The organism is Azohydromonas lata, from assembly GCF_034427735.1.
GTDB classification, from domain to species: Bacteria; Pseudomonadota; Gammaproteobacteria; order Burkholderiales; family Burkholderiaceae_C; genus Azohydromonas; species Azohydromonas lata.
On the sequence record NZ_JAXOJX010000015.1, the window covers coordinates 20713 to 46414 of the forward strand.

General features: G+C 70.4%; 24 protein-coding genes. 17 read left to right on the top strand and 7 right to left on the bottom strand.

Going from position 1 to position 25702, the window contains the following annotated elements; genetic code table 11:
- Positions 1-98: 98 nt before the first annotated feature.
- Together SM757_RS11250 and SM757_RS11255 are read left to right on the top strand one after the other, a co-directional pair.
- Positions 99-1091, top strand: a complete 993-nt coding sequence (locus SM757_RS11250) for a quinone oxidoreductase family protein (RefSeq protein WP_322465541.1) — start codon at positions 99-101, stop codon at positions 1089-1091.
- Positions 1088-1594 carry a GNAT family N-acetyltransferase gene (locus SM757_RS11255; RefSeq protein ID WP_322465542.1) on the top strand — a complete coding sequence of 169 codons (507 nt, stop codon included), beginning with the start codon at positions 1088-1090 and terminating at the stop codon, positions 1592-1594. Before SM757_RS11250 ends, SM757_RS11255 begins: the two co-directional genes overlap by 4 nt.
- On the opposite strand, the gene SM757_RS11260 is transcribed toward SM757_RS11255, so the two are convergent.
- A complete protein-coding gene (locus SM757_RS11260; RefSeq protein WP_322465543.1) occupies positions 1555-2442 on the bottom strand; it encodes a DUF2189 domain-containing protein in 888 nt (295 codons plus the stop codon). The two genes, SM757_RS11255 and SM757_RS11260, sit on opposite strands and share 40 nt — an antisense overlap.
- 130 nt (positions 2443-2572) lie before the next feature.
- Here SM757_RS11260 and SM757_RS11265 point away from each other — a divergent pair, with 130 nt between their 5' ends.
- On the top strand, positions 2573-3184 hold the full coding sequence (locus SM757_RS11265) for a hypothetical protein (RefSeq protein WP_322465544.1): 612 nt from the start codon (positions 2573-2575) through the stop codon (positions 3182-3184).
- A gap of 34 nt (positions 3185-3218) precedes the next feature.
- Here the strand turns inward: SM757_RS11265 and lspA are convergent, their stop codons facing one another.
- The 4 genes from lspA to SM757_RS11285 form a co-directional block, all read right to left on the bottom strand.
- Positions 3219-3728, bottom strand: a complete 510-nt coding sequence (lspA, locus tag SM757_RS11270) for a signal peptidase II (protein ID WP_066339923.1) — start codon at positions 3726-3728, stop codon at positions 3219-3221.
- Between the two features lie 35 nt (positions 3729-3763).
- A complete protein-coding gene (ileS, locus tag SM757_RS11275) occupies positions 3764-6640 on the bottom strand; it encodes an isoleucine--tRNA ligase (RefSeq protein WP_322465545.1) in 2877 nt (958 codons plus the stop codon).
- A gap of 278 nt (positions 6641-6918) precedes the next feature.
- Positions 6919-8043, bottom strand: a complete 1125-nt coding sequence (locus tag SM757_RS11280) for a J domain-containing protein (RefSeq protein WP_322465546.1) — start codon at positions 8041-8043, stop codon at positions 6919-6921.
- Positions 8044-8080: 37 nt separating this feature from the next.
- A complete protein-coding gene (locus SM757_RS11285; protein WP_066339883.1) occupies positions 8081-9043 on the bottom strand; it encodes a bifunctional riboflavin kinase/FAD synthetase in 963 nt (320 codons plus the stop codon).
- Positions 9044-9216: 173 nt separating this feature from the next.
- On the opposite strand from SM757_RS11285, the gene SM757_RS11290 reads away from it, so the two are divergent.
- The 4 genes from SM757_RS11290 to SM757_RS11305 all read left to right on the top strand — a co-directional run bounded on the left by SM757_RS11290 (position 9217) and on the right by SM757_RS11305 (position 13366).
- On the top strand, positions 9217-10416 hold the full coding sequence (locus SM757_RS11290; protein WP_322465547.1) for an MFS transporter: 1200 nt from the start codon (positions 9217-9219) through the stop codon (positions 10414-10416).
- A 70-nt stretch (positions 10417-10486) separates the two neighbouring features.
- A complete protein-coding gene (locus tag SM757_RS11295; protein WP_322465548.1) occupies positions 10487-11164 on the top strand; it encodes a hypothetical protein in 678 nt (225 codons plus the stop codon).
- A 169-nt stretch (positions 11165-11333) separates the two neighbouring features.
- The gene (locus tag SM757_RS11300; protein ID WP_322465549.1) at positions 11334-12476 is read left to right on the top strand and encodes a purine-nucleoside phosphorylase; all 1143 of its coding nucleotides are present in this window, start codon (positions 11334-11336) and stop codon (positions 12474-12476) included.
- Between the two features lie 53 nt (positions 12477-12529).
- Entirely contained in the window at positions 12530-13366 is an 837-nt protein-coding gene (locus SM757_RS11305; RefSeq protein WP_322465550.1) for a S1/P1 nuclease, read from the top strand.
- 7 nt (positions 13367-13373) lie between these two features.
- Here the strand turns inward: SM757_RS11305 and SM757_RS11310 are convergent, their stop codons facing one another.
- The gene (locus SM757_RS11310; protein ID WP_322465551.1) at positions 13374-14081 is read right to left on the bottom strand and encodes a pseudouridine synthase; all 708 of its coding nucleotides are present in this window, start codon (positions 14079-14081) and stop codon (positions 13374-13376) included.
- Positions 14082-14210: 129 nt separating this feature from the next.
- Between SM757_RS11310 and SM757_RS11315 the strand changes: the two genes are divergently transcribed.
- From SM757_RS11315 to SM757_RS11330, 4 genes are read left to right on the top strand one after another with little or no spacing between them, the layout of a single operon-like run.
- A complete protein-coding gene (locus SM757_RS11315; RefSeq protein WP_066339897.1) occupies positions 14211-14921 on the top strand; it encodes an ABC transporter permease in 711 nt (236 codons plus the stop codon).
- Positions 14918-15700: an ABC transporter ATP-binding protein gene (locus SM757_RS11320; RefSeq protein WP_322465552.1), complete on the top strand. Its 783-nt coding sequence runs from the start codon at positions 14918-14920 to the stop codon at positions 15698-15700. The genes SM757_RS11315 and SM757_RS11320 overlap by 4 nt, the downstream gene beginning before the upstream one ends.
- The gene (locus tag SM757_RS11325) at positions 15691-16536 is read left to right on the top strand and encodes a substrate-binding domain-containing protein (protein ID WP_322465553.1); all 846 of its coding nucleotides are present in this window, start codon (positions 15691-15693) and stop codon (positions 16534-16536) included. The genes SM757_RS11320 and SM757_RS11325 overlap by 10 nt, the downstream gene beginning before the upstream one ends.
- Positions 16537-16552: 16 nt before the next feature.
- On the top strand, positions 16553-16882 hold the full coding sequence (locus SM757_RS11330) for a cupin domain-containing protein (protein WP_322465554.1): 330 nt from the start codon (positions 16553-16555) through the stop codon (positions 16880-16882).
- Positions 16883-16913: 31 nt separating this feature from the next.
- Here SM757_RS11330 and SM757_RS11335 read toward each other — a convergent pair whose 3' ends face one another.
- On the bottom strand, positions 16914-18032 hold the full coding sequence (locus tag SM757_RS11335; protein WP_322465555.1) for a substrate-binding domain-containing protein: 1119 nt from the start codon (positions 18030-18032) through the stop codon (positions 16914-16916).
- A 162-nt stretch (positions 18033-18194) separates the two neighbouring features.
- On the opposite strand from SM757_RS11335, the gene SM757_RS11340 reads away from it, so the two are divergent.
- From SM757_RS11340 to SM757_RS11365, 6 genes are all read left to right on the top strand, one after another.
- A complete protein-coding gene (locus SM757_RS11340) occupies positions 18195-20411 on the top strand; it encodes a TonB-dependent receptor family protein (RefSeq protein WP_322465556.1) in 2217 nt (738 codons plus the stop codon).
- Positions 20412-20505: 94 nt separating this feature from the next.
- Positions 20506-21303, top strand: coding sequence for a quinoprotein dehydrogenase-associated SoxYZ-like carrier (locus SM757_RS11345; protein WP_066339907.1), 798 nt, complete (start codon positions 20506-20508; stop codon positions 21301-21303).
- Positions 21300-22325 carry a quinoprotein relay system zinc metallohydrolase 1 gene (locus SM757_RS11350; protein ID WP_084267738.1) on the top strand — a complete coding sequence of 342 codons (1026 nt, stop codon included), beginning with the start codon at positions 21300-21302 and terminating at the stop codon, positions 22323-22325. The genes SM757_RS11345 and SM757_RS11350 overlap by 4 nt, the downstream gene beginning before the upstream one ends.
- A gap of 136 nt (positions 22326-22461) precedes the next feature.
- A complete protein-coding gene (locus SM757_RS11355) occupies positions 22462-24201 on the top strand; it encodes a PQQ-dependent methanol/ethanol family dehydrogenase (protein WP_066339910.1) in 1740 nt (579 codons plus the stop codon).
- A 40-nt stretch (positions 24202-24241) separates the two neighbouring features.
- A complete protein-coding gene (locus SM757_RS11360) occupies positions 24242-24988 on the top strand; it encodes a hypothetical protein (RefSeq protein WP_322465557.1) in 747 nt (248 codons plus the stop codon).
- 144 nt (positions 24989-25132) lie between these two features.
- The gene (locus SM757_RS11365; RefSeq protein ID WP_322465558.1) at positions 25133-25690 is read left to right on the top strand and encodes a PEP-CTERM sorting domain-containing protein; all 558 of its coding nucleotides are present in this window, start codon (positions 25133-25135) and stop codon (positions 25688-25690) included.
- Positions 25691-25702: the final 12 nt, after the last annotated feature.

Here is a 25702-nt window from a genome sequence, read left to right on the forward strand (position 1 = left end):
AGGCCCGCCCTTTGGGTTGTGCAGGGCTGCATTGGGCCGCGTGGGGCCGCGGCGCCGGGCGCAGCCCGGCGGCACGCCGACCAACCGGAGACTTCCCTGTGACCCATCCCAACGAGAAAGCCATTCTCTTTGCCCGCGCGGGCGGCCCCGAGGTGCTGGAGCTGCAGCCCGTGGCCGTGGGCGAGCCCGGCCCGGGCGAGGTGCGCATCCGCCACCACGCCTGCGGGCTCAACTACATCGACGTGTACTTCCGCCTGGGCACCTACCCGCAGCCGCTGCCCGGCGGCCTGGGCATGGAGGGCGCGGGCGTCATCGAGGCCGTGGGCCCCGGCGTGACGCACCTGCAGCCCGGCGACCGCGCCGCCTACGCCAGCCAGCCGCCCGGCGCCTACTGCACGGCGCGCGTGATGTCGGCCACGCACGTGGTGAGGCTGCCCGACGGCATCGACTTCGAGACGGGCGCGGCCATGATGCTCAAGGGCCTGACGGTGCAGTACCTGCTGCGCCGCACGCTGCCCGCGCAAGGCCTGCAGCCCGGCGACCACGTGCTCTTCCATGCCGCGGCGGGCGGCGTGGGCCTGATCGCCTGCCAATGGGCCAAGGCGCTGGGCCTGCAGCTTATAGGCACGGCCGGCTCCCAGGCCAAGTGCGAGCTGGCGCTGGCCAACGGCGCGGCACACGCCATCGACTACTCCAAGGAGGACTTCGTCGCGCGCGTCAACGAGATCACCGGCGGCGCGGGCGTGAAGGTGGTGTACGACTCCGTGGGCCGCGACACCTTCGAGCGCTCGCTGCAGTGCCTGCGGCCCTTCGGCCTGATGGCGCTGTTCGGCGCCTCCTCCGGCCCCGTGCCGCCGGTGGACATCGGCCTGCTGGCGAAAAAATCGCTGTACCTGACGCGGCCGACGCTGTTCACCCACCTGGCCAGCCGCGAAGCCACGCAGGCCATGGCCGACGAGCTGTTCGAAGTGGTCGGCTCCGGCGCCGTGGCCATTCCCGTGGAGCGCCGCTACGCGCTGGCCGACGCGGCCCAAGCGCACCGTGACCTGGAAGCGCGGCTGACCACCGGCTGCAGCGTGCTCCTGCCATGAGCGCCGTGGCCGACGTGACTCCAGCCCAGGCGCAGGCCCAGCGGTTGCGCTGGCGCTGCGAGCCCTTTGAGGCGCTGGACGTGGCTTCGCTCTACGCGCTGCTGCAACTGCGCTCGCAGATCTTCGTGGTGGAGCAGAACTGCGTGTACCTGGACCCCGATGGGGCCGACCTGCACTGCCACCACCTGCTGGGCTTTGACGGGGAGGGCCGGCTGCAGGCGGCGCTGCGCCTGGTGCCGCCGGGGCTGAAGTACGGCGAGGCCTCCATGGGCCGCGTCGTCACCTCAGCCGCGGTGCGCGGCAGCGGCGTGGGCCACGCGCTGGTGGCGCAAGGCCTGCGCGAGAGTGCGCGCATCCACCCGGGGCATGGCCTGCGCATCTCGGCGCAGGCCCATTTGCAGCGCTTCTACGAGGCGCACGGCTTCCGGGCGGAGGGGGAGACTTACCTGGAGGACGACATCCCTCACATCGAGATGTCGCGCGGCGCGCCGTCGGCGGCCTGAGGCGCATCCGCCGCGGCGTCGGTTGTCGGCTGCTCGGCCGCCACCGCGCCGCGGTAGGCGTGCCAGGAGGCGTGGCCCAGCCAGGGGCCGACCACCAGCAGCCCGGCGAAGAAGGGCAGCATGGCGGCGACCACCAGCAGCGTGATGAGCGCGCCCCAGAACAGCATCACGCCGGGCTGCGTCAGGCACAGCCGCAAGCTGGTGAGGCCGGCGGTGATGGCGTCGGTCTGGCGGTCCAGGATCATGGGGATGGAGACGACGCTGACGGCGTAGATCAGCCCCGCGAACACCGCGCCCACGGCCAGGTAGGTGATGGTGAAGGCGAGGTTCTCCGGCTCGGCCAGCATGGTCAGCGAGCCCTTGAAGTCCGGCATGCCGTCAAAGCTCACGGCAAAGACGATCATGGCCGCGCGGCCCCAGATCATCTCCAGCACCAGCAGCACGCCGCCGAACAGGGCCAGCGTGCCGGTGCGCGTGTCCCAGGCCAGCAGCGAGTCGCCCAAGTCGGGCTGCTCGCCGCGCTCCAGGTGGCGGCTGGCCTGGTACAGGCCCAGGCACAGGAAGGGGCCCACGAGCAGGAAGCCGGCCGAGAGCGCCAGCACGTAGGCCGGCGCTTCCTCGAACACCTTCATGAGCGCGTAGCCCATGGCGACGAAGGCCGCGCCGTAGAACAGCCCCAGGCCCGGGCAGCGCGTGAAATCGCGCCAGCCCAGGGCCAGCCAGCGCAGCGGGTCGGACCAGCGCAGCGTGCGCAGCTCGATGGAGAGGGCCGAGGGTGGCTGCGCGGCGGCGCCGGCAGCGCCTGTTGTTGCCGGCACGGAGCCGCTGTGGAACGGTTCGGACGCCATGAATGCTTCCTCCACGTGATGCTGGTGCGTGGCAGGGTAGGGGACATGGGAAACCCCAGTGCATGGGGTTAGTCCTGGGGGCGCTGCCAATTGCGTCACGCCCACCATGCGCGGCTTGCAGGAGGTTTCAATGGCTTTGCGTTTGTCGTTCGAGCGCGTCTTTCGCGGCACCTGCCGCGCCGCCGGGTGGGCGGTTTTCTCCATGGCGGCCGTGGCCGCGTCGGCCCAGGAGCTGCCCATTGCTGGGCAGGAGCCCGTGCTTGGGCTGCGTTTTCCCGTTGGGCGGGTGCAGTTCGAGCCGCTGCCGGCGGACGTGCTCAAGGCCTGCCCGGCGGCGCTGGCCGTGGAGGGGCGCGAGCGCAGCGGCTGGCTGCTGGCGCAGGCGCAGGAGGGCGGGCACCGCTACGTGGCGTTGGGCGGGTTTCTGGTGCCGCGTGGGGGCGGCGGCGCGGCGCAGGTGGAAGCCGACCTGCGCGGCGCGGTGGTGGACATGACTTCAGCCGGTTGCGAGCTGCTGGGCCCGGCGCGCCGGGTGTTCGACGCGCCGCCGCCGGCGCTACCCGCCGCGGCGCTGGAGCAGCTTGCCGCCGACCTGGCCCGGCGCTACGCCCAGGCCTTCGGCAGCGCCGACGGGCTGCAGGCCGTGATGCGCCGCCAGCGCCTCACGCCTGCGGCCGACGCCAGCCCCGTGCTGCACAAGGCGCTGGGCGTGGTGGACGGGGGCATGGTGCCGGTGCGCTGAAAGCGCGCCGGCCGCTGGGCGGCGCGGGGTGCCGCTACTTGGCCCCGCGCACGCGCCGCAGCTCGTCCACGATCAGGCAGATCGCCCCGAGCGTGATGGCGCTGTCGGCCAGGTTGAAGGCCGGGAAGTGCCGGCCGGCGAGGTGGAAGTCCAGCATGTCCACCACGTAGCCGTGCATGAGGCGGTCGATCACGTTGCCCAGCGCGCCGCCCATGATCATGGTGATGGCGAAGCAGAAGAGCTTCTGCCCCGGGTGCTTCTTGAGCATCCACACGATGAAGGCCGAAGCCGCCAGCGCCAGCGCGGTGAAGAACCAGCGCTGCCAGCCGCCCGCATGCGCCAGGAAGCTGAAGGCCGCGCCCGTGTTGTGCGCGCGCACGAGGTTGAAGAAGCTCGTGATGGCACGGCCCTCGCCGTACTGGAACCAGCCCAGGATCAGCGTCTTGCTGAGCTGGTCGATCACGACCACCAGCACCGCCAGCCCAAGCCACAGCAGCAGCCCCGGCGCGCCGGACGCGCTGGGGGCCGCAGGGCTCTTGACCAGCTTGGGCTTCGCAGCCGCCTTGCCGCCGGCCACGGTCAGGCCACCACGCGCGGCTCGCCCGCGCCGAAGAGGTTGCTCACGCAGCGGCCGCACAGCGTCGGGTGCGCTTCGTCCGCGCCCACGTCGGCCCGCCAGTGCCAGCAGCGCTCGCACTTCTGGTCGGACGAGGGCGTGACCTCGATGGCCAGCTCCGCGCCGCGCACCAGCTCGACCACCGACACGATGAGCACGAACTTCAGGTCGTCGCCCAGCGAGGACAGCAGCGCGAAGTCCTCCTCGTTGACCGTGAGCTTCACGTTGGCCTGCAGGGAGGAGCCCACGCCGCCGGCGCTGCGCACGGCTTCGATGGCCTTGTTCACCGCGTCGCGGATCTCGCGCACGCGCTGCCAGCGCGCCAGCAGCGCCTCGTTGGCCTGGGTGAAGGGCCAGTAGGTCTCGGTGAAGATGGTTTGTCCGCCGCCGAAGTGCTTCCACGCCTCCTCGGCCGTGAAGCTCAGGAAGGGCGCCATCCAGCGCAGCATGGCGTGCGTGATGTGCCACAGCGCCGTCTGCGCGCTGCGCCGCGCGTGCGACTTGGGCGCGGTGGTGTAGAGCCGGTCCTTGAGCACGTCCAGGTAGAAGGCGCCCAGGTCTTCCGAGCAGTACACCTGCAGCTTGGACACCACGGGGTGGAACTCGTAGCGGTCGAAGTGCGCCAGGATCTCGCTTTGCATCTGCGAGGCGCGGCTCAAGGCGTAGCGGTCCACCTCCAGCAGCTCCTCCAGCGGCACGGCGTCGGCCTTGGGGTCGAAGTCCGAGGCGTTGGCCATCAGGAAGCGCAGCGTGTTGCGGATGCGGCGGTAGGCATCGACGACGCGGGCGAGGATCTTGTCGTCGATGTTGAGGTCGCCCGAGTAGTCGGTGGAGGCGCACCAGAGGCGGATGATTTCCGCGCCCAGCTTGTTGCTCACCGACTGCGGCTCGACGATGTTCCCGAGGCTCTTGGACATCTTGCGGCCCTGGCCGTCGGTCGCGAAGCCGTGCGTGAGCAGCCCCTTGTAGGGCGCGCGGCCCTCCAGCGCGCAGGCGATCAGCAGCGAGCTGTGGAACCAGCCGCGGTGCTGGTCGTGGCCTTCAAGGTACAGGTCGGCCTCGGGGCCGCTGGCGTGGCCCTGGCCGGCGTGGCTGCCGCGCAGCACGTGGAAGAAGGTGGAGCCGGAGTCGAACCACACGTCCAGGATGTCGGTGCTCTTGGCGTAGTCGGCGGCCTCGTCGCCCAGCCATTCGGCCGGGTCCAGCTTGCTCCAGGCCTCGATGTTGCCGGCCTCCACCAGTTGCGCCGCGCGCTCCACGAACTCCAGCGTGCGCGGGTGCAGCTCGCCCGTGACCTTGTGCAGGAAGAAGGGCAGCGGCACGCCCCAGCTGCGCTGGCGGCTGATGCACCAGTCGGGGCGGTTGGCGATCATGTCGCGCAGCCGCGCGCGGCCGTTCTCGGGGTAGAAGCTCGTCGCGTCGATGGCCTGCAGCGCGATCTGGCGCAGCGTGCCCGGGGCCTTGTTGACGGTGCACACGCCTTCGCCCTCGTCCATGCGCACGAACCACTGTGCCGCGGCGCGGTAGATCACCGGCGTCTTGTGGCGCCAGCAGTGCGGGTAGCTGTGCTGCAGCTGCGAGGTGGCCATGAGGCGCCCGGCGTCCTGCAGCGCCTGGACGATGTGGGGGTTGGCCTTCCAGATGAACTGGCCACCGAACAGGGGCAGGTCGGCCGCGTACACGCCGTTGCCCTGCACGGGGTTGAGGATGTCGGTGGACTTCATCCCGTGCGCGAGGCAGGAGTTGAAGTCGTCCACGCCGTAGGCGGGCGCGGAGTGGACGATGCCGGTGCCGTCCTCGGCCGTGGCGTAGTCGGCCAGGATGACGGTGGCCGTGCGCGCGAAGCCCGGGTCCACGTCCGCGAACGGATGGTGGAACTGCAGCCCCTCCAGGTTGCGGCCGGCGGTGGTGGCGAGCACCTCGCCTTCCAGGCCGTAGCGCGCGAGGCACTTCTCCACCAGCGCCTCGGCCAGTACCAGCAGCCCACGCGGCGTGCGCACCAGGGCGTAGGGCAGCTCGGGGTTGAGGTTGAGCGCCTGGTTGGCCGGGATGGTCCAGGGCGTGGTGGTCCAGATGACGATGAAGGCGTCCTGCGCCAGCGCGGGCAGGTCGGGGTCGGCCAGGCCGAAGGCGGCGGCCAGCCGGGCCGGGTCGGCGGCCTTGAAGGCCACGTCGATGGTCGGCGACGTTTTATCCGCGTACTCGATCTCGAACTCGGCCAGCGAGCTGCCGCAGTCGAAGCACCAGTACACGGGCTTGAGGCCGCGGTAGACGTAGCCGCGCTCCATGAGCCTGCCCAGCACGCGGATCTCGCCGGCCTCGTTGCCGCGGTCCATGGTGCGGTAGGGGTGCTCCCAGTCGCCGATGACGCCCAGGCGCTTGAAGTCGGCCATCTGCTGCGCGATCTGCTCGCCGGCGTAGGCGCGGCTCTTGGCCTGCACCTCGTCGCGGGGCAGGCCGCGGCCGTGGGTCTTCTCGATCTGGTTCTCGATGGGCAGGCCGTGGCAGTCCCAGCCCGGCACGTACAGCGCGTCGAAGCCGCCCAGCTGCTTGGACTTGACGATCATGTCCTTGAGGATCTTGTTGACCGCGTGGCCGATGTGCAGCTTGCCGTTGGCGTAGGGCGGGCCGTCGTGCAGGACGAAGCGCGGGGCGCCGCAGCGCGCCTCGCGCAGCCGCTTGTAGAGGCCCTGGCTTTCCCACTCCTTCACCCAGCCCGGCTCCCGCTTGGGCAGGTCGCCCCGCATCGGGAAGCTCGTATCGGGCAAGTTCAGCGTGGCGCGGTAGTCCGTGGCGGGGGCCGTGGAGGTGTCGGGAGCAGCGGCGGTGGAGTCGTTCATGGCGGTGGCGCGGTCGCGGCCGGCGTGTCTGGGTGGCTTTGGGCGGGCGCGCACAAGAGGAAGGCGCTCCCGCCGCGGGCGGTGTTCAGCGGTGCGGCGCGTGCGTGTTGCCCTGGGGGCAGGGCCGACGCGCCGATGGGCGGCCGGCTTTTAAATTCGGTCGCGCGTGGCCTGGCGCCGGGTGCAGGCGTGCCAGCGGCGCAGTTGCGTCAGGAAGAGGCAAGAGGGCATCCCCTGATTTTAAGGGCTGCCCCGGTGGCGCGCCGGGTGCGCGGCGGTCAGAAGGAATCGAAGCCCGGGAAGTCCGGCTGGTTCAGCCGCCGACGCTCGGCTTTGAGCATGCGCTTGACCGCGGCCTTGTCCTGCAGCCGCATCAGGTCACGGGCCGCCTGCGCCATGCTGGCCTGCAGCTCGTGGCGCTGGCCCTCCAGCAGCGGGCCAAGCTGGCGAGGGTGGGTGACCTGTCCGGGCAGGAGGCCGAACTCCACGCCGAACCCGGCCTCGACGTGCAGCAGCTCGGCCTGCAATTCGTCGAGCTGCTCTGCCAGCACCTTGTTGTAGTGCTTCAGGCGCTGCGGGTCGGCGCGGGCGACGTGGTCGTCGTCTATCTGCTCGATCTGCAACTGCAGCTCCAGCAGCGTGAGCAGGTCGCCGGCCTCGTGCGCCTGGTTGACCTTCTGCATGAGGGCGGTTTTCTCCGCGCGCCGCTCGGGGTCGGCCTCGCGGTCCGGGTGCAGCGCGCTGGCGAGCTTGCGGTAGATCTCGCGCACGGACTGCGTGGCCTGCTGCGCCTCGGTCTCGCGCTTGAGCTGCGCGGCCGTCTTGCGCTTGGCCGGGCGGGCGGCGCGCGCGGCTTCCTGCTCGTCCTGACGGACCGCCTCTTCGGCCGCCTGCTGCTGCAGGCGCTGGCGCATGCGCTCGATCAGATCCTCCTGGCTGCGGATGTCGTCGCCGTCGCCCAGGTCCAGCCCCGTCATGTGCTCGGCCATTGCCTTCAGGGCGTGCACCGACTCTTGCTGTTCGTCGTCGAAGCTCAGGTCCGCATGCTTGTCGAACAAAGCCTTGATCTCGTCGTCGCCCTCATCCATGTCGAGCAGGCCACCGGCGGCTTCGCAGATCAGCTCGGCCATCGTTTCGCGCTCCACCTTGGTCCAGCCGCGCTGTTCCAGCAGGGCGTCCAGCGCGAAGGCCCATTGCCGCTGGGTGCCGCTGAGCGAGTCCAGCAGCGGGCGCAACACCTGCTCGCGCGAGCCCCGGTACGCGGCAATGGCCTGCGGCCAGTCCTGCAGCGTCTTGCGCGCCTCGGCGATGCGCCGCACCAGGCTGTTGAAGCGCTTGTGCTGCGCAGACAGCGGCGCGCCAGCCTGGCCTTCCCGTACTTGCAGACCCGTTGCACGTGCCATGGGTCGTACCTCCGATGAAGGCGGTGAGCCTGCCGGCTCAGGGCGCCGGATGCGCCGCGAACCACGCGCGCGCGTCGGTCTCGTCCTGGGCTATGGCCGCGCGCAGCGCGTCCAGCGAGGGGTAGCGGCGCTCGTCGTGCAGCTTGTGCAGCAGCTCCACGCGGATGCACTTGCCGTAGCCTGCCTCCAGCCCAAGCGGCCACTCCAGGCAGTGCGTTTCCAGCAGCACGCGCCCGGCGTCCTCCACCGTTGGGCGCACGCCCAGGCTGGCCACGCCGGGCAGCGGCTGGTCGGTGAGGCCGTGCACGCGGACCACGAAGATGCCCATGGCTGCCGGCTTGGGATGGTCGAAGCGCAGGTTGAGCGTTCTGAAGCCCAGGTCGCGGCCGAGCTTGCGCCCGTGCATCACGTGGCCGCTGATGCTGTAGGGGCGCCCCAGCAGCACGGCCGCCTGCTCCATGTTCCCCTGCGCCAGCGCCTCGCGCACCGCGGAGCTGGACACGCGCAGCCCATGCACCTCGTAGCTGAGCATGCGCGCCACGTCGAAGCCGGCGGCGTCGCCCGCGGCGTCCAGCGTGGCGTAGTCGCCGGCGCGCCTGGCGCCGTAGCAGAAGTCGTCGCCCACCAGCACGTAGCGCGCGTGCAGGCCCTGCACCAGCACCTCGTCCACGAAGGCCTGCGGCGAGAGGGCGGCAAAGCGCTGGTCGAAGCGCAGGATCACCACCTGGTCTATGCCGCAGCGCTCCAGCTCGGTGAGCTTGTCGCGCAGGTTGGCGATGCGCGCCGGCGCCAGTTGCGGCTGCCCCGTGCGCTGCGCGAAGAAGTCGCGCGGATGCGGCTCGAAGCTCAGCACGCAACTGGGCACGCCGCGATGGCGGGCCTCGTTGGTGAGCAGCGCCAGCATGGCCTGGTGGCCGCGGTGGACGCCGTCGAAGTTGCCGATGGTGAGCGCGCAGGCGCTCGCTATGCCGGGATGGTGAAAACCGCGGAAGACGCGCATGGGGGCGATTATCGCGGTCCGCCACGGCCTGCCCGCGCGGCCGCAGGGCCATACCGGCCGGGACACGCCCGCCACGGGGCCTGGAGCGGGTCGCCATGCCTTCCGAATTGGGCCGCAATGGCGCCGCAGCGCCCGCACCGGGGCGGTGCGCACGGCGCTTAAGCTTATGCGCCATGGCTTTGAACACCCCGCTTGCCGCTGCCGCCGCCGATGCGCCCGTGCCGCGGCGCATCCTGCCCGTGATCACCGTGTCGCAGTTCGCCAGCACCTCGCTGTGGTTCGCCGTCAACGCCGTGATGCCGGACCTGCAGCGCGAGCTGGGCTTGCCCGCGCAGGCCGTGGGCAGCCTGACCTCCGTGGTGCAGATGGGCTTCATCGCCGGCACGCTGGTGTTCGCGCTGCTGGCGATCGCGGACCGCTGGTCGGCGCGGTTGGTGTTCCTGCTGTGCGCCCTGGCCGGCGCGGCCTGCATGGTGGCCGCGGCGCTGCTGCCGCCGTCGTGGACGCTGCTGCTGGCACTGCGCGGCCTGACCGGCTTCTTCCTGGCCGGCATCTACCCCGTGGGCATGAAGATCGCGGCGAGTTGGTGGACGCGCGGCCTGGGCAACGCGCTGGGCCTGATGGTGGGGGCGCTCATGCTGGGCACGGCCGCGCCGCACGCCATGCGCGCCCTGGGCACGCACTGGCCGTGGCAGCAGGTGATGCTTTGCGTCGCCGCGCTGGCCGCCGCTGGCGGGCTGCTGCTCTATGCGCTGGTGCCGGACAAGCCCCGGCCGCCGCGCCCGGCCGGCCTGCACTTCACCGGACTGTCGTGCATCTGGCGCGATGTGAAAGTGAGGGCCTCGGCCGGCGGCTACTTCGGCCACATGTGGGAGCTCTACACCTTCTGGGTGCTGGTGCCGGCCATCGTGGGCACGCGCCTGGCGGGCGCGGCGCAGTCGTGGATGTCCTTTGCCGTCATCGGCCTGGGCGCCGTGGGCTCGGTGCTGGGCGGGCTGGCGGTGCGGCGGCTGGGGTCCACGCGGGTGGCGTGCTGCTTCATCGCCTGCAGCGGCGCGTGCTGCCTGCTCTCGCCCTGGGCGATACAGGCGTCCGACGCCGTCTTCGCGCTGTGGCTGTTCGCGTGGGGCTTCACCGTGTCGCCGGACTCGCCGCAGTTCTCGGCGCTCACGGCGGCCAACGCGCCGCGCGAGGCCGTGGGCAGCGTGCTCACGCTGGTCAACTGCGTGGGCTTTTCCATCTCGGTGCTGAGCATCGAGCTGTTCGTCCGGCTGGCGCAAAGCGTGCCGCTGGCGCAGTTGCTGCCCTGGCTGGGGCTTGGGCCCATCGCTGGCCTGGTGCTGATGCGTCCGCTGCTGCGCGCGCGGCACTGAAGCGCGCTGCACCCAACCGGGCCGCTGCGCGTGGCCGCGTCCGGCGCCGTGAAGTGCTGCACGCCGCGAAGTGTCCTCGCGCAGGTCCTGGGTACGCAGCGAAGTGGCGCTGCGCCTGCAGGGCGCCGTCAACGCCGCGCGGACTGCGGGGACGGGCAACACGGCGCAGAACATGCAGGTGGCGCGCGAGACGCTGGCCAAGGCGCAGGCCGTCTACCTGGACGACATGCAGGCCAAGAGCCGCGTGATCTATCTCTCCGGGCTGGTGCTGGGCGTGGCCCTGATGGTGTTGCTGCCGCTGGTGCTGCTGTGGTTCCTGGGCCTGGCGGCACGGGGGCTGGAGGGCATGCAGGACAAGGTGCAGGAGACCGTGTTGGGCACGCTGGAGTGGTTCTCCAAGGCCGCGCCGCTGACCACCACGGCGCCGCTGTTCTTCTTTGCCGGGTTGGGCGCCTGCGCCAGCGTGCTGTCGCGGCTCACCACCATCGACCTCAAGGGCGAAACCAGCCGCGCGATGGTGCTGCTGGCCGCGGCGATACGCCCGGCGCTGGCGGTGATCTTCGCCTGCGTGATGTCCGCGGCCACATCGCCTGCCGCGGGTGCCACGGCTGCGTCGGCTGCCGCCGCCGCGATTGCCGCGGCCGCCGCGACCAGCGCGGGCACGTCCGGCGTGGATGGGTCGGACGCCGCCCAGGCGCCCACCCCGGCCCCCGCCCCGAGCGCCACCGTGGACCCGCGCGGCAGCTGAGGCCCCGCGCTCGCTGCTGCCGGCGCCGCCTTCCGGCCCAGGCCGGAACGGCGGCGTTTTTATTTCCGGCCGCTCAAAGCCGTCTCGCGGCGGCAAATGATTGTGGAATGATGCGGGCTGGTTATTGGGTGTCTGGTTGCTCAATTCGAATTGCCGGGAATTTCAATATATGCAGATCAAGCCTCTTTCCCTTGCGTCGATTTCCGTGGTTCTGGCGCTTTCAGCCTGCACGGCCGTGCCGCTGCAGGGGCCGGCCCCCCTGGTGACCGCACCGACGCAACCCGCCGGCGGGTTGCCGTCCAACGTCACCGTGGCCAGTATGGAAGAGGCGAGGCTGCCCGCCGTCATTGCCACCGCGCCAGTTTCCCCACGCCCGGTCAAGGTTTTGATCGTCACCCTTTACGGCCCCGAAGCCCAGGCCTGGCAACCCAAATTGACCTGGACCCAGACCTACAAGGTGCCGGGTTTGTCGGCCAATTTTCCCACCGTGCAATGCACGGCCGACGACATTTGCCTCATGACCACGGACATGGGGCATTCGAATGCGGCGGCCTCGGCCATGGCCATCGCGTTCAGCAATTTCTTCGACCTGAAAAAGGCCTACATATTCATCACCGGCGTGGGCGGGATCAACCCCAACGTGGGCAGCGTGGGCTCGGCCACTTGGGCGCGCTACGTCGTGGATTTCGGCCTGGCGCATGAATTCGATGCACGCGAGAAACCCGACCACTGGCAGGTCGGCTATTTCGGCATCAAGTCGCCGGACTCGGACACCAAACCCCCGCTGCGCTACGGCACGGAGCTGTTCCAGGTTGACGAGGTGTTGCTGCAAAAGGCACTGCAACTCTCACGGCGGGCCATGCTGGCGGATACGCCGGAAGCGCAGGCCTACCGCGCCAAATATCCGCAGACTTCGGCCCAGGCGGCGCCGTCCGTCATTCAATGCGATACGGCCAGCGGCGACACTTACTGGCACGGAGACATATTGGGCTCCTGGGCGTCCAAGTGGGTATCGCTGCTCACCGACGGCAAGGGAAATTACTGCACCACGCAGCAGGAAGACAACGCGGTATTCGAAGGCCTCAAGCGTGGTGCCGCTGCGGGGCGGCTGCAAATGAACCGCGTGGCGGTGCTGCGCACGGGGTCCAATTTCGAAAGGCCGTATCCGGGCCAGTCGGCACTGGATTCGCTCAATACCAAGTCCGGCGGTTATCCGGCAGCCACGGCCAATTTGTACAACGCGGCCTGGCCGGTGGTGTCCGATATTGTGAAGAACTGGGCGCAGTGGAAGGACGGCGTGCCTGGGCTGTGAGCATGGCTGAATCGTTCTTGCAAATGCGCCGACTCCTGTTGAATCTCTCCCTTTTGGGAACCAGTTCCGCCGCCTTCGCCTGGGGCGCGGTGGGCCATGCCGCCGTGGCCGAGCTGGCCAGCCGCCGGCTGACGCCGCAGGCCGCGGCCACCGTGGCCCAAGTGCTGGAGCCGGGGCAGAGCATGGCCTCGGTAGCGAGCTGGCCGGACGAGATTCGTGCCGACCCCAAGACGACGCCGGACGTGAAGGCCACGGGCCTCTGGCACTTCGTCCGCATCCCGGGCAGCGCCGCCGTGTACGACGCCCGCCAGCATTGCGGTCCGCCCAACCAGCCCCAGGCCTGTGTCGTTGAGCAATTGGAGCGGCTGCGCAACGATCTGCGCTGCGCGCCCACGCCGCAGGACAGGAAGGAAGCGCTGATGTGGGCCATCCACCTCGTGGGCGACCTGCACCAGCCGCTGCACGCCTACGACGACCTGCGCGGCGGCAACGACATGCCGGTGGTCCTGCGCGCCCATGGGCCGTATTGCGGGCCGGGCTGCGCGCCCTGGCCGGAACGCACCAACCTGCACGCGGCCTGGGACTACGGGCTGCTTGGAAAACTGGTGCCGGACCACGCCACGCTGGTGGCGCGCATTGAAGACGGCTGGATGCGCACGAGCGAGGCCCAGGCGCCCAATTTGGATGGCGGCACGCCCGTGGCTTGGGCCAACGCCAGCCACGCGCTGGGCGCGCAGGTCTGGCGCATGACGCAGGACACGCAGGTGCTGGACGACGACTACATCCGCCAAGCCGAGCCCATCGTGATGCGGCAAATCGGCCTGGCCGGGATGCGGCTGGCGCGCTTCATCAACGAGGCCTATGCCTCCGGGGCGTGCCCGCGGCGCTGAACAGCGCTCACCCCGCCTTCAACCCCAGCGCCACCCGCTCGTCCGCCTCCACCCAGCGCCACTTGCCCGGCGCGAGGTTGTCCAGCGTGAGGCCGCCCATGGCGCTGCGGTGCAGCGCCTCCACCCGGTTGCTCACGGCGGCGCCCATGCGCTTGACCTGGTGGTACTTGCCCTCGGTGAGCGTGAGCCGCAATGAATGCTCGCCGGTGGCTTCGCAGGCCGCCGCGCGCACGGGGGCGGGGTCGTCGTCCAGCACCACGCCGTCCAGCAGCCGCTGCACCTGCGTGGCGTCCACCGGGTGTTTCATCGTCACCTCGTAGACCTTGGGCACGTGGTGCTTGGGCGAGGTGAGCTTGTGCAGCAGCGTGCCGTCGTCGGTGAGCAGCAGGAAGCCGGTGGTGTCCTCGTCCAGCCGGCCCACGGGCTGCACGCCGCGCGTGCGCAGCGGCGTCGGGAGCAGGCTCAGCACGCTGGGGTGGTGCTTGGGTTTCATGGAGCACTCGTAGCCCGCGGGCTTGTGCAGCAGCACCAGCGCCTTCTCGAAATAGCGCCAGGGCTCGCCGCGCACGCTGAAGCTCAGGCCGTCGGTGGGAAAGTCGGCGTCGGGGTCGTCCACCACGCGGCCGTCCACCTGGACCAGTTCGGAATAAATCAGCCCCGCGCACTCGCGCCGCGTGCCGAAGCCTTGGGAAAAGAGGATCTGTGCCAGTCGCATGCGCGGGACTGTAGCTGCCGCGACTTATGCACTGACGCGCATATCGCCGCTGTCCAGGCGCTCGCGGACAATTCCGCCCGCACGCGTTGGCAGGCTGCGGCAGCGGCGCGCAATCCCCCAAAGAAGTAGATGAACGGTTTCTCGGACTCCCTGCAGGCGGCCGCCGCCCTCATTGCCCAGGCCGACCCCAAGCTGTGGCAGGTGGTGCTGCTGTCGCTTGCCGTCAGCGGCAGCGCCAGCGCCCTGGCCGCCGTGCTGGGCCTGGCCGGCGGCGCCTGGCTGGCGGTGAGCCGTTTCCCCGGGCAGCGCGTGCTGCTGCTGGTGCTCAACACGCTGCTGGCGCTGCCGCCGGTGGTGGTGGGCCTGACCGTCTACCTGCTGCTGTCGCGGTCGGGCCCCTTGGGCGCTTACGGGCTGCTGTTCACGCCGGGCGCCATGGTGGTCGCGCAGACCGTGCTCGTGCTGCCGCTGGTGATGGCGCTCACGCGGCAGCTCGTGGCCGACGCCATGCGCGGCAACGGCGAGCAGTTGCGCTCCATGGGCGCGGGCCCGTTCAGGAGCGCGCTGCTGCTGCTGGTGCACGAGCGCATGGCGCTCGTGACGGTGCTGCTCACGGGCTTTGGCCGCGCCATCAGCGAGGTGGGGGCGGTGATGATCGTGGGCGGCAACATCGACGGCCTCACCCGCGTCATGACCACCGCCATCGCGCTGGAAACCAGCAAGGGCGACCTGGCCCAGGCGCTGGCGCTGGGCCTGCTGCTGCTGCTGCTGGTGGCGCTCATCAACCTCTTCATCGCCACGCTGCGCCGCCTGCAGCCGGCCGAGGGCATGGCGCGATGAACGCACCGCTGCCACTGGGCCTGCTGCCCACCGATGCCGCCGCCCCCGCCGCCGTGGCCGCGGGCCAGGTCGAACCCTTGATCGAGCTGCGCCAGGCCGGCGTGCGCTTTGGCGAGCGCCAGGCGCTGCAGCTGCTGGACCTGGCCGTGCACGCGGGCGAGCGGCTCATGCTCATCGGACCCAACGGCAGCGGCAAGACCACGCTGCTGCGCCTGCTGCACGGGCAACTGCCCAACAGCGGCGGCGAGCGCCGCGTGCGCCTTGCGGCCGACGGCCGCGAGCCGCGCCAGGCCATGCTGTTCCAGCGCCCGTTCCTGCTGCGCCTGTCGGCGCGGCGCAACCTGCTGCTGGCGCTGTGGCTGGCCGGGGTGCCGCGGCGCGAGCGCGCGGCGCGGGCCGATCTGGCGCTGCGCCGCGTTGGGCTGGAAGCACATGCCGACCGCCCGGCGCGCGTGCTCTCCGGCGGCCAGCAGCAGCGCCTGGCGCTGGCGCGGGCCTGGGCCGTGCACCCGCAGGTGCTGTTCCTGGACGAGCCCACGGCCAGCCTGGACCCGGCCGCCAAGCGCGAGGTGGAGGCCCTGGTGCTGGACTTCGCCGCCGAGGGCATGTCGGTCGTGATGAGCACCCACAACCTCGGCCAGGCCAAGCGCATGGCCACGCGCGTGATCTACATGGAAGACGGCCGCCTGGTGGTGGACCGCCCCGTCGAGAGTTTCTTCAACGACCCGCTGCCGCATGAAGCGGCGCTCTTTCTGAAAGGCGAACTGCCATGGCATTGACGAGCATTCCGCGCCGGCACCTGTTGCGCACCATCGCCGGCGCCGCCGTGCTGCTGGCCGCCGCCGGCGCGGTGCAGGCGCAACAAGGGCCGTTCATCGTGATGGCCTCCACCACCTCCACCGAGCAGTCCGGCCTCTTCAGCCACCTGCTGCCGGCCTTCACCAAGGCGTCCGGCATCGAGGTGCGCGTGGTGGCCCAGGGCACGGGCCAGGCGCTGGACATGGCGCGCCGCGGCGACGCGGACATCGTCTTCGTCCACGACCAGCCGGCCGAGGAGAAGTTCGTGGCCGAAGGCTTCGGCCTCAAGCGCCAGGCCGTCATGTACAACGACTTCGTGCTGGTCGGCCCCAAGTCCGACCCGGCCGGCGTCAAGGGCGCCGACGTGGTCGCCGCCATGGGCAAGCTGGCCGCGGCCGGCGCGCCCTTCATCTCGCGCGGCGACAAGAGCGGCACGCACGCGGCGGAGCTGCGCTTTTGGAAGGTGGCGGGCGTGGACATGGCCGCCAAGCATCCCGCCGGCTACAAGGAATGCGGCTGCGGCATGGGCCCGGCGCTGAACATCGCCGCCTCCAGCGGCGCCTACGTGCTGGCCGACCGCGGCACCTGGCTGAGCTTCAAGAACCGCGCCGACCTGGCGGTGCTGGTGGAGGGCGACAAGCGCCTGTTCAACCAGTACGGCGTCATCGTGGTGAACCCCGCCAAGCACCCGCACGTCAAGGTGAAGGAGGCGCAGCGCTTTGCCGACTGGGTGGTGTCGCCCGCGGGGCAGTCCACCATCGCCGCCTACAAGATCAACGGCGAGCAGCTCTTCTTCCCCAACGCCAGCGCGCAGTGAGCGGCTGGAGCCCGCCATGAGCGCCACCCGCAGCGGCCAGCTGCTCGCCGCGCTGCCGGCGCGGCTGGATGGCGAGGTGTTCGAGACGCTGCTGTCGCACGGCAGCGTGCGTTTCGAGCGCATCGTCTCCCTGGGCCACACCGCGCCGGCCGAGGGCTGGTTCGACCAGGACGAGCACGAGTGGGTGATGGTGCTCGAAGGCGCGGGCCGGCTGCGCTTCGAGGACGGCCGCGAGCTGGAAATGCGCCGCGGCGACTGGGTCAACATCCCCGCCCACGTAAAGCACCAGGTGGTGTGGACCGACCCGCACCAGCCCACGGTGTGGCTGGCGGTGTTCTACGCCTGACGGGCGGGCTGGAGTCCGGGGCCTTGCCGTTTCAGGCGCCGCCGTGCGGCTTGGGCGTCTTGAAATGCCACCAGGGCAGCGCCTTGGTCAGCGACAGCACCTGGCCCGCGCCCGGCGCGCCGTAGCCGGCGAGCTGCTGCAGCGCGGCGGGCCACTCGGCGCTCTCCAGCACGGCGCGCAGCGCGCGCACCGGGGGCGTCTCCAGCGCGTCCTTCAGGCAGACGAGGAAATAGTCTTCCTCCACCAGCGGGACGAAGTCCAGGCCGAACTCGCGCGCGGCGGCCTCTATGCCCGGGCCCACGTCGGCCTGGCCGGCGGCAATGGCGGCGGCCACGGCGAGGTGCGAGTCCTCGGGGCGGGCGGTGTAGCCGGTGATGGCCGCGGCGTCCACGCCGGCGGCCTGCAGCAGGTGGTCCATGAGCAGCCGCGTGCCGGAGCCGCTCTGGCGGTTGACGAAGCGCAGGCCTGAGCCCGGCAGGTCGGCGAGCGACAGCCGCCGGTCCGACGCGCCGCTGGCGCGCAGCATCAGCCCCTGCATGCGGCGCGAGCAGCCAATGAGCTTGTGAATGCCCGGCTTGAGCAGCGGCTTGAGGGCCGAGGAGAACACCGGCGAGCCCGCGGGCAGGTGCGGCACGTGAAAGCCCGCCACCGTGCAGCGGCCCTGGGCCAGCGCGCGCAGCGCGTCCACGCTGCCCGCGAAGCGCAGGCCCACATGCAGCTGCTGCTTTTGCGCCAGCTCGCGCAGCAGCGGCAGGCCCAGGTCGTGGCTGGCGAAGATCTCCAGGACGAGCTGCCCGCCGTCCAGCGCCTGCGCCAGCACGTGCTCCAGCTCGGCGCGCAGCGCCTCGATGTGCGGCGTCATGCGCGTGCGCGCCTGGCGCTCGGCGGCCAGCAGCCGCTGCGCAAAAAGCGTGAGCCGCGCGGCCTGGCCCTGCGTCCAGTGCACCAGCGGCTCGCCCATCACTTCCTCCCAGTGCTTGAGCGAGCCCCACACGTGGCGGTAGGAGGCGCCCATGGCCGTGGCGGCGTGGCGTATGGATCCGTGCTCCTGCAACTTGTTGAGCAGGTCGAATAAGGGGTTCTCGACTTCGGGGCCGCGCTGGCCGCGCGACTCGAAGCTGTACTGCAGATGAATGCCACGGGTTTGCATGGCATCAAATTGTGCCCGCCGCAACTGCTCCAACGCGGCGCAGCCGCAACAGGGGTTTGTGCTCCCTTGGCACGGCAAGCGCTTGCCGGTCTGATCGCGCCCTGAATTTCGAGCCTTGTTTCCCTTGATATGAACATCCGAGTTTTCCCTTCGACCCCCCGTTTGCGTCCTCTGGCACTGGCTTACGCCGGGGCGCTGTTGTCCATGGCCGCCTCGGCGCAGCAGGCGGCCGATGCCGCGCAGGGCGAGGCGGCGCAGGTGGTGGTGACGGGCTCGGTGCGTGAGCGCGTGGCCGCGGAGGTGCCTTACGCCATCGGCGTGGTCACGCGCGAGGAGCTGCGCGCGGCCGGGCCCATGATCAATTTGTCCGAGGCGCTGGCGCGCGTGCCCGGCCTGGTCGTCAACAACCGCAACAACTACGCGCAGGACCTGCAGATCAGCTCGCGCGGCTTCGGCTCGCGCGCGACCTTCGGCGTGCGAGGCCTGCGGCTGTACAGCGACGGCATCCCCGCCACCATGCCGGACGGGCAGGGCCAGGTCTCGCACTTCGACCTCGCCGGCGCCTCGCGCATCGAGGTGCTGCGCGGGCCCTTCTCGGTGCTCTACGGCAACAGCTCCGGCGGCGTGATCGCCCTCTTCAGCTCACCGGTGCGCGAGCGCCAGGGCGAAGTGGGCCTGGACGTGGGCAGCGACGGGCTGCGCCAGTTGCGCGCCAGCGTCGAGACGCCGTTGGGCGAGGGTTTTGACCTGCGCGTGAGCGGCTCCACCATGGAGTTCGACGGCTACCGGCCGCAGATGGAGGCCAAGCGCCACACCGCCAACGTGCGCCTGGGCTGGCAGGGCGCCAGCGACCGCGTGGTGGTGCAGGCCGGCTACTTCAACCAGCCCGCGCAGGACCCGCTGGGCCTCAAGCGCGAGGAGTTCGCGGCCAATCCCTATGGCACGACCTCCGACACCGTGCCCGGCCGCACCGGCGTGCAGCCGCTGCCCGCGAGCTACGACACGCGCAAGAACGCCGAGCAAAGCCAGGTGGGCGCGAGCTGGAAACACAGCTTCGGCGACGACAGCGTCGTGCGCGAGACCCAGTTGGCCGCCTACACGGGCCGGCGCAGCGTGACGCAGTGGCAGTCCATCCCGCCCTCCACGCAGCGCAGCTCCACGCGCCAGAGCGGCGGCGTGGTGGACTTCGACCGCGAATACCACGGCATGGATGCGCGGGTGCGCTGGAACTTCGGCGACGTGGACCTGCTCACCGGTGCCTCCTACGAGACGCAGGGCGATGACCGGCGCGGCTATGAAAACTTCCTGGGCGATCCCGCCAACCCCACGGCGCTGGGCGTGACGGGCCTGCAGCGCCGCGACGAGCGCAACCGCGCCACCACGCACGACGCCTATGCGCAGCTCGACTGGCAGATCAACCCCGCGCTCACCGCCAGCGCCGGCGTGCGCAGCGGCCGGGTGACGCTCACCACCAGCGACCGCTACCCCGTGCAGGCCGGCTGCGCCGCCAACCCCAACAGCGGCACGCTCAACTGCGACGACTCCGGCGACCTCGCCTTCAACTACACCAACCCCGTGCTGGGCCTGCGCTGGCAGGCGCTGCCCTCGCTGCAGCTGCACGCCAGCGCGGCGCGCGGCTTCGAGTCGCCCACGCTCACCGAGCTGGCCTACCGCCGGAGCGGCGAGGGCGCGGGCTTCAACACCGCGCTCAAGCCGCAGACCAGCCGCCAGTTCGAGATCGGTGCCAAGTGGCGCGCCAACCCGTGGAGCGTGGACGCCACGCTGTTCCGCGCCGACGTGGACGACGAGATCGGCGTGGACTCCAACCGCGGCGGCCGTGCCACCTACCAGAACGTGGGCCGCACGCGGCGCCAGGGCGCGGAGCTCTCGGCCAGCTTCCAGCCCGCGGCCGCGTGGCGCGCGCAACTGGGCCTGACCTACCTGGATGCCGCCTACCGCGACGCCTTCACCACCTGCACCACGGTGCTGCCCTGCAACCCGGTCACGGGCCAGAACACCGCCCAAGTGGCCGCGGGCAACCGCATCGCCGGCACCCAGCGCACCAGCGCCTTCGGCGAGGTCGCCTGGCGTGATGCGGCCTTGGGCGAGTGGGCGCTGGAGGCGCGCGCCCTGGGCCGCACCGCCGTCAACGACCTCAACAGCGACTTCGCCGACGGCTACGTCATCACCAGCCTGCGCTGGATCAAGAGCTGGCCGCTGGGCGGCGGGCGCAAGGTGGAGCTGCTGGCGCGCGTGGACAACCTGGCCGACAAGGTCTATGCGGGCAGCGTGATCGTCAACGAGGGCAACGCCCGCTACTTCGAGACCGGTGCCCCGCGCAGCTTCCTGCTCGGCGTGCGCGTGTACGGCGGCTTCTGAGGCCGCTGCCGCCCGGGACTTGCTCCAGCCTGGAGCAAATCCCGGGTTGATACCGAATGGCGCTTGAGCCCATACCCCCAGCAAAGTCAAGCCCATGAAAAGACGTCATGCGGTTTGCGGGGCGCTGGCGTGTCTGGCGGCCCCGCTGGGGGTGCTGGCGCAAGGCCAGGCCCAGGGGGCGCGGGACCCGTTGGGCTCCGCGCAGTGGGAAGACATCCGGCGCGAGTTCCTGGGCAAGGCGCCCGTGGTGTTCGACGAGCGGGTGCAGGTCAGCGGCCCGGCTTTCGCCGAGGACCCGATGGCCGTGCCGGTGAGCGTCTCGGCGCTGGGCCTGGGCGGGGTCACGCACATCGCCGTGATCGTGGACCGCAACCCCATCCGCAAGGTGCTGGACTTCTATCCGGGCCAGGCGCTGCCGGCGCTGAGCTTTCGCTTCAAGCTTGAGCAGGCCAGCCCCGTGCGCGCGGCCGCGCGCACGGCCGACGGCGTGTGGCACGTGGGCGGCACCTTCGTGGAGTCCAGCGGCGGGGGCTGCACGCTGCCCGGCGCCACGCGCTCCGACGGCAGCTGGGCGCGCACGCTGGGGCAGGTCAGCGGTGCGCTGTTCGAGAGCCCGCTGGACGCGCAGGCCACGCGGCTGCGCGTGCGCGTGATGCACCCCATGGACACCGGGCTGGTGGCCGGCGTGCCGGCCTTCTATATCAACCGGCTGGCCGTGCTCGACGGTGCCGGGCACGAGCTGCTGGTGTTCAACGGCCACGAGCCCCTGAGCGAAAACCCGGTGCTCAGCTTCGAGCTGCCCGGGCGGCAACAGGAGTCGCTGCGCGTGCGCGGCAGCGACAACAACGGCAACCGGATCGACGCGGCCATCGGCCGCCGCCTGCTGCCATGAAGCGCGTCCGACTTGCTTGCGCCGCCGCGCTGCTGGCGCTTTCCGCTCTGGGCAGCGGGCCGGCCCACGCCGCCCAAGCCGACCTGGCCACGCTGGACTACAGGCTGCAGGCGCGCGCGCTGGCGCCTGGCGTGTGGGTGGTGGAGGGCGCCAACGCGGACTTCGAGCCCGCTAACGGCTGCAACATCATCAACACCGGCTTCATCGCCACCGGCGAGGGCGTGCTGGTGATCAACACCGGGCCCTCGTTGAAGTACGGGCAGCAGTTGCGCGCGCTCATAGAGCGCACGGCCGGCGAGCCGGTGAAGCAGGTGCTGCACCTGAACCTGCATCCCGACTACTTCCTGGGCAACCAGGCCTTTGCCGACGTGCCCCGCCTGGCCACGCCCGCCACGCGCGCGGGCATGGCGCGCGAGGCCACGGCCTACGAGGACAACCTCTTTCGCACTTGCGGCGACTGGATGAAGGGCACGCAGGCGCTGTTGCCCGATACCGACGCCGCGCCGGGGGTGCTGCGCCTGGGGGGCCGGGAATTCGAGCTGCGCGAATACCAGGGCCACACCGGCAGCGACCTCGTGCTCGTGGACCGCAAGAGCGGCGTGGTGTTCGCCGGCGGCCTGGTCTTCGTGCAGCGCATCCCCACCACGCCGCATGCGCAGCTGGCGCAGTGGCAGGCCAGCCTGCGCGCGCTGCAGCAGGCGTTGCCCGCGCAACTGGCGGCGCTGGTGCCCAGCCACGGCCCCGTGCGCGCCGACGCGCAGGGCATAGGCATGACGCAGCGCTACCTGGGCTGGCTGGACGGCACGCTGCAGCGCGCCGCCGCCCAGGGGCTGGAGATGACCGAGGTGCTGCACCGCCCGCTGCCCGCGGAGTTCGACGCCTGGGGCGCCCGCTCCACCGAGTTCACCCGCAACGTCGTGCACCTGTACCCGCGCTACGAGCAGGCCGCGCTGCTGCCGGCTTGTGACAGCAAGGCGCGCGAGGCCTGTTCAAACCTGGGACAACTCTCGGATAAACCCTGACTCCGAGGGGCCATTTTCGGGGCCGATACCCCGTCTGGAGCTTGACTGCGGCATGGCACGCTTGTTGCGCAAGGAGTCCCCGCGCAGCGGCCGCCGAACCCGGTCGAACACCGCATCCACTCACGAAGGAGACAACATGCGCTTCAAGATGATCACGACCATGGTGGCCCTCGCCATGGGCTCGATGGCTGCCCAAGCCGTCGTGACCGACAAGATGATCCAGGACGACGCCAAGACCACCGGGGACGTGCTGTCCTGGGGTCTGGGCACGCAAGGCCAGCGGTACTCGCCGCTCAAGCAGATCAACACCACCACCGTCGGCAAGCTGGTGCCGGCCTGGTCCTTCTCCTTCGGCGGCGAAAAGCAGCGCGGGCAGGAGTCGCAGCCGGTGGTCCATGACGGCGTCATGTTCGTCACGGCGTCCTACTCGCGCATCTATGCGCTGGACACCAAGACCGGCAAGAAGCTGTGGAAGTACGAGCACCGCCTGCCCGAGGGCATCATGCCCTGCTGCGACGTGATCAACCGCGGCGCCGCGCTGTACGACAACCTGGTGATCTTCGCCACGCTGGACGCCCAGCTCGTGGCCCTGGACCAGAAGACCGGCGACGTGGTCTGGAAGGAAAAGATCGACGACTACAAGGCCGGCTACTCCGCTTCGGCCGCGCCCATCATCGCCGAGGGCCTGCTGCTGACGGGCGTGTCCGGCGGCGAATTCGGCGTGGTGGGCCGCGTCGAGGCGCGCGACCCCAAGACCGGCCAGCTGGTCTGGACGCGTCCGACCGTCGAAGGCCACATGGGCTACAAGTACGACAAGAACGGCAACAAGACCGAGAACGGCATCTCCGGCACGCAAGGCAAGAGCTGGCCTGGCGACCTGTGGCAGACCGGTGGCGCCGCCACCTGGCTGGGCGGCACCTACAACCCCAAGACAGGCCTGGCCTACTTCGGCACGGGCAACCCCGCGCCGTGGAACTCCAACCTGCGCAAGGGCGACAACCTGTTCTCGTGCTCCACGCTGGCCATCGACATCAAGACCGGCCAGATCAAGTGGCACTACCAGAACACGCCCAACGACGGCTGGGACTTTGACGGCGTCAACGAATTCGTGACCTACGAAGACGGCGGCCGCATCCTGGGCGGCAAGGCGGACCGCAACGGCTTCTTCTACGTCAACGACGCCAAGACCGGCGAGCTGGTCAACGCCTTCCCCTTCGTCAAGAAGATCACCTGGGCCACGGGCATCGACCTGAAGACGGGCCGTCCGAACTACGTGCCGGAAGGCCGTCCTGGCGATCCCACCGCCAGCCCCGATGGCAAGAAGGGTCAGACCGTGTTCGCTGCGCCGGGCTTCCTGGGCGGCAAGAACCAGATGCCCATGGCGTACTCGCCCGAGACCAAGCTGTTCTACGTGCCTTCCAACGAGTGGGGCATGGACATCTGGAACGAGCCCATCACCTACAAGAAGGGCGCGGCCTACCTGGGCGCCGGCTTCACCATCAAGACGCTCAACGAGGACTACATCGGCGCGCTGCGCGCAATCGACCCGAAGACCGGCAAGATCGCTTGGGAAGTCAAGAACAACGCGCCGCTGTGGGGCGGTGTGCTGACCACCGGCGGCAATCTCGTGTGGTGGGGCACGCCTGAAGGCTACCTGCAGGCCGCCGATGCCAAGACCGGCAAGGTGCTGTGGCAGTTCCAGACCGGCTCCGGCGTCGTGGCGCCCCCGGTCACCTGGGAAGACAAGGGCGAGCAGTACGTGGCCGTGGTTTCCGGCTGGGGCGGCGCCGTGCCGCTGTGGGGCGGCGAAGTCGCCAAGCGCGTGAACTACCTTGAGCAGGGCGGCTCCGTCTGGGTGTTCAAGCTGTCCAAGTAATTTCGATTGCAACCGGGGTGGCCGGGCTAAGCTGTCAGCAATGACATACAAGCTCGGCTTTCAGCCAGGGTTCGCGCTTTGCGCGGCCCTGGCTTTTTGTTTTTCGGCGCTGCCCGCGCGTGCCACCGACCGTCCCTACCTCGTGCTGCGCACCGCGGCCATGGAGGACGACGAGCAGTCATGGATGTTGGGCGGGCGATGGATTCGCACCGGCGCGGACAACGCGCTGCAGATGGGCCTCGAATACGACTTCACCCGGGCCACGTCCATGGAGCTCGAATGGACGGCCGAGCGCGCCGGCGGCGGTGAACGCAGCCGTGAGGCCGAGCTGGAATTCAAGCACCTCTTCAACGACATCGCGCGCGACGGCTGGGGCGTGGGCATCAGCATGATGCTGGGCCTCAACCGCGAGCGCGCGGACGAGCGCGCCGGCGAGGCCGCCGAGGACGGGCCGTGCCGCGGCCGCCGCGGCGCCCTGGTGCAACTGCCGCTGAGCCTGTCGCTGTGGGAAGAGCAGGGCCAGGCCCACTTCAACCTGGGCTGGCAGCGCCGGCCCTTCAATGGCGACCAGGGCTTCGTCGCCGCCGGCCTGGAGCGCCGCCTCGCGGGCCGCACCTGGGGCTTCACGGAAGCCGTCTACCAGCCCGGGCAGCACCTGCTGCACGCCGGCGTGCGCCACTGGCTGCGCCGGGACCGGCTGGCGCTGGACATCAGCGTGCAGCGCCAGCAGGGGGGCGAGGGCTGGCGCAACGGCGTGGTCATCGGCCTGGTCGCCTACGACCTCTAGTCCCGGCGGCGGTGGGGCGCCGCTGCCTTATGGGACCATGGGACTTGGGTCCTGGGCGAAAATCCCCATTCGTGTGGATGTGTGAAAGCTTTTGTGAGTTATGCATGATGGCTTTTCACAACTACATGAACGTGGGAGGACGTCGTGAAGAAGTTTTTGCTGGTGCCGGCACTGGCCCTGGTGACCGCGGCAAGCGCCTGGGCCAGTCCGCTGACGGGCAGCCAGGTCCGCCTGGAGTACCGCGTCGGCACGATCTCCAGCAGCCCGTACCCCACGGGCGGCAACGGCGACTACCTGGTGGGCGCGGGCGTGGAAGTCGCCGACGTGGCCGACGGGGCCGCCACCATGGACATTTCGGATGACCGCATCGTCATCCGCTTCCGCTATACCAACGCCTTTGGCTTGGGCGACTCGGCGGGACCCTTCCAGTTCAACGGCTGGGTGCTGTCCGACGTGCTGGGGCAGGTGGACGCCTTCAGCGCCGTCAGCGTGGACACTGCCGGCACGACGCTGGCCGACTTCAGCCCGGTGCAGTTGAGCTTCAACGCCAACGCCATCACCGTGAACTGGAAGGGGCTGAACTTCGAGGAAGGCCAGCAACTGGTGCTCGATCTGCGCACCAACCCTGTCCCGGAGCCGGGCGGCCTGCCGCTGATGCTCGCGGGGCTGCTGGGCATTGCCCTGGTCCGGCTCAAGCGCTGATGCGTCCCGGCG